Source organism: Paenibacillus gorillae, from assembly GCF_000513275.1.
In the GTDB taxonomy this organism is placed as follows: Bacteria; Bacillota; Bacilli; order Paenibacillales; family Paenibacillaceae; genus Pristimantibacillus; species Pristimantibacillus gorillae.
Window position 1 is genome coordinate 40,114 of sequence record NZ_CBVJ010000048.1, and the last position, 11,433, is coordinate 51,546.

Sequence of the window (11,433 nt, forward strand, 5' to 3'; positions counted from 1 at the left end):
GGACATTCCTCTCTATGCTTTGTTTTCAGCGTCCCAGTTGTATGCGACTATGATTTTCTGGACCAGAGAATGGCGGACGACATCCTGCTCAGTGAAGAAGATAAAGCCGATTTCCTCAATATCTCGCAAAATGCGCTGCGCTTCGATTAAGCCAGAGTTTTTGCCCCGCGGCAAATCAATTTGCGTCACGTCGCCTGTAATGACCATTTTGGAGCCGAAACCAAGGCGCGTAAGAAACATCTTCATCTGCTCGGGCGTCGTATTTTGTGCCTCATCCAGAATGATGAAAGCGTCGTCTAGTGTCCGTCCACGCATATAGGCGAGCGGTGCGATCTCAATGGTTCCGCGTTCAAATGCTTTGGCCGTTTGGTCCGGGCCGAGCACATCATGCAATGCATCGTATAAAGGCCGTAAATAAGGATCTACTTTCTCTTGCAAATCTCCCGGCAGAAAACCGAGATTTTCTCCCGCTTCGACAGCAGGGCGCGTCAGAATAATACGCTTGACGGAGCCTTCCTTCAAAGCAGCAACCGCCAGTACGACGGCCAGATAGGTTTTCCCTGTTCCGGCAGGACCAATGCCGAATACGACATCCTGCTTCTTAATTGTTTTCACATAATGGCGCTGTCCAATCGTCTTTACGCGTATCGGCTTGCCTCTGAATGTGCTCGTAATTTCCGCTTTAAACAGGTCTAACAGCTCTTCAGCCTGCATCGTGCGGGCCAGATCAAGCGCATACACGATATCGCGTTCAGAAGGATTGTAGCCGCCGCGGAAAAGCTGCAGCAGCACGTTAAACAGCTGTTCCAGCGAATCCACCTCTTGCTTTTCGCCGGAAATAACGATTTCCGCTTCACGCGATGAAATGGAAGCCTCCATCTGTTGCTCCACTAGTTTCAAAAACTTATCCTGGGGACCAAAAACCGCTAGTCCCTCCGCTGCGTTCAGGAGCGGAATTTTGACTGTTCTCGTCTCACTCTGCAAACAACCTCATTCTCCTTGCATCTGGACTAGGGGCATTTCTTTCACAATCGATTGCTCGACCTCAAAATGAACTTTCATATAAACTTTACCATTGTCCGTCTTTTCATGCAAAACAATTTCGTTCCGGATGACCGCATCCGCGCCCGCTTTCAGCATGACATTGGCTTTAGCTTGCAGCATTCCGGCGCTCTTCGCTTCATCTTCCGCAAGCTCCCGCTCCTCCGTCCGTACTTCCATTATCGTCTTCTTCAATCTTCCGAGAGGAAGATGCCAGCTTCGCCAAGCAGCCTGCTCCTCATAGACGACAGTCTCGAACGTCTCGAACGGGTTGCCCCCGAATCCGCTGACCTGAAGCGCTCTTCCGCCGATCATCGCATACCATTTCGTCTTTTTCTCCCCGGTATAGACCTTCGTCTGCTGCGTCAACGGCGATGTAATGTCGTATTCATACCAAACCAGCCCGCGGACTGAGCCTTTCGCTACAACGGTCTGTGTATAGGCACCTCCGCCGATTGTACCGGAGATTAACGTCTGTCCTTCCCGGACCTTCATATTTTTCTTAACGACCGCACGGCCTTTCTCGGTGTATATTTCCGTGACGACAGCGTCGGCGGATGCGACCAGGTGTCTTGGATTCTGCAGCTCCTGCTTGTCCGGCTCTGTCGTCTCCACGACTTGAATAATAACTTTAGTCCCCTTACGCTCGACTCCAATCCATGTCGCTCCCGGCAGCTTGTTCACCAGACGCTTGGACAATAGACCGGCATCCTGAAGCCGGAACGTCCATTGCATGGGGAATAGCCCTTCCTGCTTGGCAGCGGCAAATATCTGCTCATCGGTCAGCTTTACATTTCCTTTCACCTCTACCGACCATACTAGCGAGGAGAGCAAGTAAACGCCGACGAAAAAGAGAAGAATACCAGCTGCAAACAGCTTTCTTTTCTGCATCTTAACCAGCCAGAATGGCAGACCTGTCCGTCTCGTCACATGCACGCGGCAGCCCGTCTTTTTCAAATACTTGCGCAAACGAAAGAAGTCGTTGACCGACAGCTCAAATTGCAGCCTGTCCGTGCTTGTCCACTGGATGGACGACAGCTGCAGCCCTCCCTCCAGCGCCCGGTTAACCAGCTGCTCCGGCTCCCCGCCCCGGATTTGAACCGTCACCATACCTCGAATCCACTGCAGCCATTGCCCGTCCATTCGAACCCCTCCTACTCTCTTACCTCGATACTTTTGATCGTGCCTTCGATAAAAACCTCTTCTGTCCAAATCGTGCGTATGACGAGCGACGTCCCGGTCACCTCAAGCTCCCCCTTGCTGAGCGCAAGCTTCAGCTTCTCGCTTGAGAAATGAATGACGCCGCGATGATTCTCAATGTACAGCTGGCGGTCACCGATCATCGTGAGCCGCGGCAGGTCGTATACGACATCCTGGGGCAAATCCAATACATCCGCGGTCCACTTGCGCAATCTACGGTTAATACGGCCCATAGTCAGTCTTTTGCCCCCTTGCTGCAGTGTCTGCAAACCTTGTTACCTTTCAAAATATGCGGGGCGGGCGGCAAATATGAAAAAAGCGTCAGCACGGCGCAATTTTGCGCGTACTGACGCTTCGTTCTTTATTTGCCAAATGGCCGCTTCGATCTCGGAGGACCAAGTATCTCCGACCAGATAATTGCTTTCTTAAGCTCGTCGGTTTCAGACAGCGCGCTCAAGGAAGCCTTAGCAGGCCGCTGAGACGCCCCCGCGCTCGGCGATGCAGTTGGCGAGGGAAAAGGCGAACGAGGACGTTGAACGCCAGCATGGGCGTCCTCCGCCCGTTCCTGCTGACGGATGATGACTGGCTTTGGCGGCTCCGGTGCCGGTTCAGGCTCCGGAGAAGAAGCGTAACGTCCATCCATCCACTGCGGTTGTTCCTCTTCCTCGTATTCCTCCGTCTTGCGGGCAGGATCGCCTCCTCTTCCGCCGCCGAAAGTAGGCATTGCCGGATTGCCGCTGCGGGCCGATCCTCCGGCTTTCCTGAATATCGAGAACAGCACCCCGCCGATAATGACAACAAAATAAATGTTGTTTAGTAAAAACTCAATCAGTTTCAAGCTGTCTTCACCTCCACAATGAAGCCTCGGAAACCTGGCATGAACCTAGCTTTACCATGCCAGAGCTCGTTAGTTTTCATTTTTCGGGTCGTTGGACGCTGTGTCCGGCTTGCCGATCGAGCTGCGCATTTGCGTATCAGCTTCGATATTTTTCAAGTTCATATAATCCATAACGCCGATTTTGCCGTTTTTGAGCGCATCAGCCATTGCAAGCGGAACTTGCGATTCCGATTCTACGACCTTCGCGCGCATCTCAACGACGCGGGCCTTCATTTCTTGTTCTTGTGCAACAGCCATTGCACGGCGCTCCTCGGCTTTCGCCTGAGCAATCCGCTTATCGGCTTCCGCTTGCTCGGTTTGCAGATGGGCGCCGATGTTTTTGCCTACGTCCACGTCCGCAATATCGATGGATAGAATTTCAAATGCAGTACCGGCGTCAAGACCTTTGCCAAGCACCGTACGCGAGATCAGATCCGGATTTTCCAGAACGTCTTTATGCGAATTTGCCGAACCTACTGTCGTTACAATACCTTCGCCGACACGGGCGATAATCGTTTCTTCACCGGCGCCGCCGACCAGTCTTTCGATGTTGGCACGTACCGTAACACGCGCTTTAACTTTTACTTCAATGCCGTCTTTCGCTACTGCTGCGACGGTTGGCGTCTCGATGACGCGCGGGTTAACGCTCATTTGCACCGCTTGAAGCACGTCACGGCCTGCAAGATCGATTGCCGCCGCACGTTCGAATACGAGCGGGATGTTGGCACGCTGAGCCGCGATTAATGCGTTAACGACGCGGTCGACGTTACCGCCGGCCAGGAAGTGACTCTCTAGCTGGTTAATATTAAGCCCAAGCCCCGCTTTTGTTGCTTTAATCAGCGGATTGACGATACGGCTTGGAACGACGCGCCGCAAACGCATAGCGACGAGCGTAATAATGCCGACACGAACGCCGGAAGCGATCGCCGACACCCAGAGCATAACCGGGAAAAAGCTGAAAAATACTGATAAAATGACGATCGCTGCGACCGCAATAATTAATACCATTACAATTGGATCTAATCCCATAAGCGATGAACCTCCGTTTTTCTATATTCTCGAATGCTTAACTTATATTTCTTTTACAACGACCCATGTTCCTTCCGCCTTGACCACTTTAACCGGTTTCCCGGATGCGATAAACTCGCCCGCGGTCACGACGTCAATCCGCTGGTCGCCGATTTGCGCTGTACCTGACGGTCTCAGCGGTGTTACTGCAACGCCCTCTTGCCCAAGCCAATTCGTCTTGCTGTCCGCCGACACATAGCCTTGCTCGGTAGTCAGCTTCTCGCGCAAAATAAATTTGTTCCAAATGCCTTTCGTTTTGTATTTGCGGATAACGAAATACAAAATGATGACAGCCAGCACTAACGCTACAACAAGCGAGATGAATGCGTTCATCGGATCTGGCGAAGCCGTAACGACGCCTGCAACGAGAGCGATGCTGCCAAGAATACCTAGAATGCCGAAGCTCGGAATAAAGACCTCAATCACAAGAAACGCGAAGCCCACGACACAGAGAACGACCGATTCCATACCGGCGAACCCGGCAATGTAGTGACCGAAGAAGTATAAAGCGAATGATAAAATGCCCACGATTCCCGGAGCCCCAAAGCCCGGTATGATCATTTCTAACGCTACTCCCGCTATGCCCAATACGAGCAGCGCGGTCATGACGTAAGGATTGACCAGAAATCTCGATACTTTCTCGGCAAGCGAAGGCTCAAAATCAACGACTCTCCGATTGTCCAGTCCAAGCAGCTTTATTGCTTCTTGAACAGAGCCAGCCTGATGCTCCGCATAACCGAGTTTAACGGCCTCGTCTGCTGAAAGCGAAAGAATTTGCCCTTTCGCTTTGTCGCGGCCGATTTCCGGCAGCTTCAGCACAATATCGGGATCAACCATGGCCGCTGCGACGTCCGGATTGCGTCCGTTCATCTTCGCTGCTTCGCTCATTGCGCTCACCCAGTGCGAAATGATCTTCGGATTCTGAATCAGATCGCCTGAGCCGTTCACGACAGACGCGGAGCCGATCATACTGTGCGGCTCCATAATAATACTGTCTGCATTAAGCGCAATGTAAGTTCCCGCTGACACGGCCTTGCTTTCTACGTAAGCCGTAGTGGGCACGCTGCTTTTGCGGATCAGCTCGCCAATTTCCTCCGCACTTGTAACCTTTCCGCCAAACGTATTAATAACCAGAATAACCCGTTCGGCCTTTGCTTCCTCCGCTTCCTTGTACGCCCGTTCTAAGAACGCTTTCAAGCCGGATTCTACAGTCTGCTTCACTGGAACGACGTAGACAGCGGTGCCGATATCGGCTGTGGTCTCGGCTTTCGCCTGCGATGGAACAACAATCAGACTTCCTGCCGCAGTAAGCATCAACGCTGCCAGCATCAGCATCGGGATGAATGCGGCTACTCGTTTGCGCCACCTTATCATCTGCAAATAAGGCTCCTCCCTTTTTCTTTTCATTATACCCTAATACGCATATATGGCCATTTCGTTTCATTTTCGGCGAAAATAGCAAAAAAACACCCCGGTAAAGGGGTGTTTTCGTCCGAACATATTCATATGTTATTGCAGAAATTGTTGTACATATTGATTTACTAGTTTACCGTCAGCGCGCCCTTTCGTTTTTGGCAAAAGTGCACCCATAACTTTTCCCATCTCGGCTTTAGAAGAAGCACCGAGTTCCTGGATGGTCTGCTGTACAATAGCTTTTATCTCTTCTTCGGTCAACTGAACGGGAAGGTATTGACTAATAATTTCAATTTCTGCTGTAAGATCTGTAACCAGATCATCACGGCCGGCTTTGCTAAATTCTTGGAGGGAATCTTTACGTTGTTTGACCTCACGACCCAGAATATCGACCACTTCAGTATCCTCAAGAGGACGCTTCAAATCAATCTCCAAGTTTTTGATCGACGCGCGAATCATGCGAATCGTGGTCAGTCTGAACTTGTCCTGATTTTTCATGGCTTTCTTCATATCATCGTTCAATCGTTCGCTCAGGTTCATTATAAATAGATCCTCCTAAAACTTTCTCTTACGCGCAGCCTCGGACTTTTTCTTGCGCTTCACACTTGGCTTTTCATAATGCTTGCGTTTTTTCACCTCAGCCAATACACCATCTTTTGCGATGGAACGTTTAAAGCGGCGAAGCGCAGCATCAATAGTTTCGTTTTTGCGAACTTTAGTTTCAGACACCAGTTTTCCCTCCCTCCGAAACAGACCGTCCAGAGCATTAAACACGGTTTATCAAATTTCATTATATGTCAAAACAAAAGGCAGGTCAACTTACGTTATTAAGGCAGCAGTGCACCAAGTTTTTCGCCGCCTAAAAGGTGGATGTGCAGGTGATAAACTACCTGCCCGCCATCGCTGTTCACATTGTTGATCAGCCGGTACCCAGCCTCGTCAATGCCTTCCTGCTTGGCGATCTCTTTTGCCGCCGCGAACAGCTCCGCGATGACTGCTCCGTCTTCCGCCGTTACGTCATTCATCGTCGGAATATGCTTTTTCGGAATGATTAATGTATGTACGGGGGCCGCAGGCTGGATATCTTTAAACGCCAATACGGTTTCAGTCTCATACACTTTGGTCGACGGGATCGATCCTTCAATAATTTTGCAAAAAATGCAATCCATAATTGCCGCTTCCTCCTCCGTTATTATGTCCTGTTTTCATTATTATACGGGACTCGTCCCGCCGCATCAAGCCGGCTGCCTGCGGCTGTTCCTAAGCCGGCCTGCATTAGCGTTCAATTATGCTGCATCATATGCAGCAATGAACGTTGGGCTGCTTTTTAACGGGCACTACTGGCTTACTATGCTCGCTTCAAGCTGATCTGCAAGCTCCAGCCAGTCGATGCCGCTTGCTACTTGGATGGTCGAAATACGAGTCTCCGCCGCATCGAAGTTAAACTTTTGAATAATTTCATACTGCGTGCTCAAAGCTTCTTTGATCTTAGTCAGATCGGCAACCTGCTGCTCAGTCATCGGCTGCTTGAGATGCTCCAACTCATCGAGCGACTGGCGAATCCGCTGAAAATAGGAATTAATGCGCTCCACGTCCGGTTTTTCGCCCTTAAGCAAATAAGCTTCGGTAATAAAAGCCGAGTCCGCTGTGCTGCGGATCGTCGCCAAGTCGCCTTTTCCCGCACTTGCTCCTGGAAGCACGCCCAGCTCGTTTAGCTCCAGCAAACGGTTTGCTTCATTCAGCAGCGTCTCATACTGTACTTTCGTCAGTACCGCCGTTTCAATGATATGCTGTCCGGTGCGGTAGCGCGTATCCTGCTTTCCTTGCAAAAACTGCGAGTAGAAAAATACGTTGCCAATCAAGCTGAACACAAGAAGCACTAGCGTAATTGGCAGCGCGAGGGATCGTTTCCCCGCTGCTTGTTCTTCCATGGTCTTTATTCCCCGCCTTCATCGTTTTAAAGTTTGACCGACTGTCCTCCATCGAAAAAGAAAACATGGCATTCCGCAACCGGCCGCTTCAGAACGGCTCCGATTGCCTCGGCATACAGCTCCAACTGGAAGCGGTGCCGCTCGGCAGCCCGCTCCCATTCCTTCATGTAGATCCGATCGGTTTTATAATCGAGCAGCACCATTCCCGCTTCGTCTTCAAACAAGCAGTCGATAACACCTTGAATGAGAATTGGCTCCTGGTCTGCCCCGGCGGCATCCGGATAAACCCGGTTTGCCGGCAGCATACAGCTGAACGGAACTTCGCGCTGCACCCAGCGGGCGGCAAGCAGCCGCTGACCGAGATGGCTAGCGAAAAACGAAGCAACGGCCTCCAGATCGATGGTTTCAGCCTGATGTGCGGTGAGCAGCTTGCGATCCTTCATGTACGCAATCGTCTCAGCCAGCATCGCCTCATCCACCGTTCCGCTTTGGAGCGAAATATGCTGCATCAGCAAATGGCTGACCGTTCCTTTTTCCGCCGCGGTCAATTTCTCTTCTTCCATGAACCGGGGACGGCGCAGCCGGAACGTTCCGCTGCTGCTCCCAGTAGTCTTCTCGTGGTTATCCGTCACTGGCAGCGGCAGTTGGGGCAGCAGACCTGCGGTAAAGGCACTCTCCTCCATTGATTCCAGCGCTTCCGCATGAAGCCGTTTCATTTCCGTAACAGACGTTTTAGCCGGAATGCCCGCTGTCGCCGCATAATCATAGATCCACTCCAGCCTGCGCCGAAGCTCCTCATCCGGCTGGATTCCATCAAGCTGCGCAAGAGAAATGACACCTTGCAAGGTCGACTCTCGGTTGTCACCCCAAGCATCCCCCGGCTCCGTACCTGCCGCCGCTTCGATACCGAACATCGAAGCCTCCAACACGCCGGCCCGCCATTGAAACGCATGGACATCACCGGTTTCGCTTTCACGGCCTTCATCCTCCAGCCGTTCAAACCTTGCAGACGCAAGGGGGCCAAGCCAGTCCAGATAAGTGGTCACTGCTGCTATGCGGAAATCATTCATGCGGCCTGCTGCATCGGTCGCCGCTTCCCAGCGGCGCAATTTCGTTGCCGCATCAGCCACAGTTCCGACAAGGAACATTTTTTCCTTAGGCCGGGTCAATGCGACGTATAGAATCCGCATTTCCTCCGCCAGCATTTCCAGCTTCATACGCCGCCGGATAGCCAGATAAGGCAAGGTCGGGTAGCTGATCCTCAGATCAGGATCAATGAATTTCGGACCAAAGCCAAGCTGCTTATGCTTAAGAAAGGCTGCCCGCAAGTCCTGCTGATTAAATCCCTTGCCCAGCCCCGCGGCAAATACGACCGGGAACTCCAGCCCTTTGCTTTTATGAATCGACATGATCCGTACAACATCCTCTTGTTCCCCCAAGGCTCTTGCCGTACCAAGATCGCCGCCGCTGTCGCGCATGCGCTCGATAAAGCGCAAGAAACGGAACAGGCCGCGGAAAGAGGTCGCCTCGTATTGCCGCGCCCGGTCATAAAGCGCCCGCAAGTTGGCTTGCCTCTGGGTTCCCCCGGGAAGTCCGGCAACGAAATCGGAATATCCGGTCGTTTGATAGATGCTGGCGATCAGATCGGCCAACGCTCCCTGCCGGGCTTCGCCGCGCCAACGCTCCAGCCGCTCCAGGAAGAGCATCAGCTTGCGCCGCGTCTCTTCCGGCAGCCTCATATCCGCTGTGGCCTGCTGTACCGCGTCGTAGTAGGAGGCGCGTCCACCGTTGATCCGTATGAGCGCCAGTTCCTCCGCATTTAAGCCGAACAGCGGTGAGCGAAGTGTGCCTGCAAGGGGGATATCCTGATAAGGGTTGTCAATGACCCGCAATAGCGACAGAATCGTCTCGACTTCCGTTGCGTCGAAATAACCGCTGCTGAGTTCGGCATAAGCCGGGATACCCGCCGCCTGCAGCTCTTCGATCATAATCGGTGCCCATTGCTGCGTGGCGCGAAGAAGAATAACGATATCACGCCATTGCAGCGGACGGCTCTCCCGTCTCTTTCCGTCATACACCCGGAACCCTTCGCCCAGCAGGGAGCGGATTCGCTGTGCAATCCAGCGGGCCTCGAGCTGCGCTGTCTGCAGATCGGCCGCCGAATCCTGCCGGCTTTCGCCTTCGCCTTCGGAATCCCCCTCCTCATCTGCCGCCGGCTCTTCATATTCGGTATCCGGCAAAGAGGAGGATTTGTCGATAACAGCAAGCTCTACCTCGAAGCTGTCTTTCCTGACGGGCTCGGGATATGAAGCACCGCACACCAGTTCCGCCCGCTCATCATAATCCATTTCCGCCACCGACTCGCGCATAATGGCCCGGAATACGTCATTGACGCCGTCGACAACCTCTTGCCGGCTGCGGAAATTGCGGGCCAGATCGATACGCAGGCCGTGACTGCCGTCGCTGCCGTAAGTCCGGTACTTGTGCATGAACAGTCCCGGCTCAGCCAGCCGGAACCGGTAGATGCTTTGTTTAACATCGCCAACCATGAAACGGTTGCCTGTTTCGGGATTAGCGATTAAAGAGACGATCGCTTCCTGAACCATATTCGTATCCTGATATTCATCCAGCAATATTTCATCGAATTGCCGCTGATATTCAAGCGCTGCGGCGGAAGGCACAGCTTGTTCCGGCGTTGATGCCGGATCACGTAAAATGCGCAGGCAGTAATGCTCCAGATCGCCAAAATCAAGCAGGCCCTTCTCACGCTTTGCCGACTCGTAGCGGACGCCAAAGTCAATGACGAGTTCCGCCAGCGCGCTCATTAACGGCGCCAGTTCCTGCAGCTCTACCGCAAATTGCTCTGCCGAACGGCCAAACAGCTCGTCCGCCAATGAGCCGACTAGCTTCTTAGCCTGCTCACGGAGCTCCTTGGCCTGCTCCTGCAGCGATTTATCGTATTCATCGCCGCGCATCGCCTTCAGCTTCCCGAAGGCAACCGCCTGAAACGGTTCAAACCACTGCTCCCAATCAGACGATCGGACCGTCTCCAGCAAACCCGACACGAGCTGCAGATCATCCTCGAATGCCGCTGCATAAGGTGCGGGACCGGCAGGCGCCTTCGTAAGGTCCAGTGCCTGCAGGAGCAGCGATTCGGCACCTGCCAGTGTTAGCTCGACATCAAGCCGCAAGCTGGCAATCCACTCGCTTCCCCTTAGCGCATCAATTCCGCTCACATCAAAGCTGGCCGCCATCAGCCGCAGCCAATGTGCAGGCCAAGGGTGGCTTTGGGCAAAATCATACAGCTGCTGGACAAGCCGGTATAACGGCTCATCGCCACGCTCGCCGCCGAATCGATCGGCGAGACGCAGAAACGCGCCCCCATCGCCGGCGCCTTCATACTTATCCTCAAACAGCTGATCAAGAACATCGATCCGCATCAGCTCACTTTCCGTTTCATTCGCGATACGGAAGCCAGGATCAAGACCAATCAGCGGATAGTACCGTCTAATCACGTCTAGACAGAAGGAATGGAGCGTCGTTATTGACGCACGGTTCATAAGCGCAAGTTGACGGCGCAAATGCTCAGATTGCGGCTGCCGCTCCAGTTCCTTCTCCAGCGCCAGACGAATCCGGTCTTTCATTTCCGCAGCAGCGGCTTTCGTGAAGGTAGCAACGAGCAGCCGGTCCACGTCGGACGAGGAGGAGATCTTCCGGATGATCCGCTCGACGAGTACTGCCGTCTTCCCGGAGCCGGCGGCAGCTGCGACAAGGACGTCCGAGCCCTCTGTTACGATCGCTTGCCATTGGTCATCCGTCCATGTGCTATTCTCCGGTTTTGCCGGAATATCAATCGGTCTCTCCATGCTCGTCCTCCTTCCCTTCCAGTTGCCGCCAGACTTC

General features: G+C 53.0%; 11 protein-coding genes. All 11 read right to left on the bottom strand.

Annotated features, from left to right (window positions below; all coding sequences use genetic code 11):
* Nucleotides 1-12 precede the first annotated feature (12 nt).
* The 11 genes from TY10_RS09420 to addA all read right to left on the bottom strand — a co-directional run bounded on the left by TY10_RS09420 (nucleotide 13) and on the right by addA (nucleotide 11,396).
* A complete protein-coding gene (locus tag TY10_RS09420; RefSeq protein WP_042162765.1) occupies nucleotides 13-984 on the bottom strand; it encodes a PhoH family protein in 972 nt (323 codons plus the stop codon).
* Between the two features lie 6 nt (nucleotides 985-990).
* Nucleotides 991-2,184 (bottom strand): sporulation protein YqfD, encoded by a 1,194-nt coding sequence (gene yqfD, locus TY10_RS09425; protein WP_042162766.1) that lies wholly within the window; start codon nucleotides 2,182-2,184, stop codon nucleotides 991-993.
* A gap of 11 nt (nucleotides 2,185-2,195) precedes the next feature.
* On the bottom strand, nucleotides 2,196-2,474 hold the full coding sequence (yqfC, locus tag TY10_RS09430; RefSeq protein ID WP_042162767.1) for a sporulation protein YqfC: 279 nt from the start codon (nucleotides 2,472-2,474) through the stop codon (nucleotides 2,196-2,198).
* Between the two features lie 128 nt (nucleotides 2,475-2,602).
* Nucleotides 2,603-3,079, bottom strand: coding sequence for a hypothetical protein (locus TY10_RS09435; protein ID WP_042162768.1), 477 nt, complete (start codon nucleotides 3,077-3,079; stop codon nucleotides 2,603-2,605).
* Between the two features lie 69 nt (nucleotides 3,080-3,148).
* Entirely contained in the window at nucleotides 3,149-4,147 is a 999-nt protein-coding gene (gene floA / locus TY10_RS09440) for a flotillin-like protein FloA (protein ID WP_042162769.1), read from the bottom strand.
* A gap of 42 nt (nucleotides 4,148-4,189) precedes the next feature.
* Nucleotides 4,190-5,560: an NfeD family protein gene (locus TY10_RS09445; RefSeq protein WP_052350452.1), complete on the bottom strand. Its 1,371-nt coding sequence runs from the start codon at nucleotides 5,558-5,560 to the stop codon at nucleotides 4,190-4,192.
* A 135-nt stretch (nucleotides 5,561-5,695) separates the two neighbouring features.
* Nucleotides 5,696-6,139 carry a GatB/YqeY domain-containing protein gene (locus TY10_RS09450; protein ID WP_042162771.1) on the bottom strand — a complete coding sequence of 148 codons (444 nt, stop codon included), beginning with the start codon at nucleotides 6,137-6,139 and terminating at the stop codon, nucleotides 5,696-5,698.
* A gap of 15 nt (nucleotides 6,140-6,154) precedes the next feature.
* Nucleotides 6,155-6,328, bottom strand: a complete 174-nt coding sequence (gene rpsU / locus TY10_RS09455; RefSeq protein WP_005547957.1) for a 30S ribosomal protein S21 — start codon at nucleotides 6,326-6,328, stop codon at nucleotides 6,155-6,157.
* A gap of 98 nt (nucleotides 6,329-6,426) precedes the next feature.
* Nucleotides 6,427-6,768, bottom strand: coding sequence for a histidine triad nucleotide-binding protein (locus TY10_RS09460; RefSeq protein ID WP_042162772.1), 342 nt, complete (start codon nucleotides 6,766-6,768; stop codon nucleotides 6,427-6,429).
* A gap of 168 nt (nucleotides 6,769-6,936) precedes the next feature.
* Nucleotides 6,937-7,530 carry a hypothetical protein gene (locus tag TY10_RS09465; protein ID WP_042162773.1) on the bottom strand — a complete coding sequence of 198 codons (594 nt, stop codon included), beginning with the start codon at nucleotides 7,528-7,530 and terminating at the stop codon, nucleotides 6,937-6,939.
* Nucleotides 7,531-7,556: 26 nt separating this feature from the next.
* Entirely contained in the window at nucleotides 7,557-11,396 is a 3,840-nt protein-coding gene (gene addA, locus TY10_RS09470; protein ID WP_052350451.1) for a helicase-exonuclease AddAB subunit AddA, read from the bottom strand.
* Nucleotides 11,397-11,433: the final 37 nt, after the last annotated feature.

What these genes read in the sequence shown, in the direction of transcription:
- addA (WP_052350451.1), bottom strand. Translation starts at nt 11,396, where the DNA reads ATGGAGAGACCGATTGATATTCCGGCAAAACCGGAGAATAGCACATGG.
- TY10_RS09465 (WP_042162773.1), bottom strand. Translation starts at nt 7,530, where the DNA reads ATGGAAGAACAAGCAGCGGGGAAACGATCCCTCGCGCTGCCAATTACG.
- TY10_RS09450 (WP_042162771.1), bottom strand. Translation starts at nt 6,139, where the DNA reads ATGAACCTGAGCGAACGATTGAACGATGATATGAAGAAAGCCATGAAA.
- yqfC (WP_042162767.1), bottom strand. Translation starts at nt 2,474, where the DNA reads ATGGGCCGTATTAACCGTAGATTGCGCAAGTGGACCGCGGATGTATTG.
- TY10_RS09445 (WP_052350452.1), bottom strand. Translation starts at nt 5,560, where the DNA reads ATGATAAGGTGGCGCAAACGAGTAGCCGCATTCATCCCGATGCTGATG.
- floA (WP_042162769.1), bottom strand. Translation starts at nt 4,147, where the DNA reads ATGGGATTAGATCCAATTGTAATGGTATTAATTATTGCGGTCGCAGCG.
- TY10_RS09460 (WP_042162772.1), bottom strand. Translation starts at nt 6,768, where the DNA reads ATGGATTGCATTTTTTGCAAAATTATTGAAGGATCGATCCCGTCGACC.
- yqfD (WP_042162766.1), bottom strand. Translation starts at nt 2,184, where the DNA reads ATGGACGGGCAATGGCTGCAGTGGATTCGAGGTATGGTGACGGTTCAA.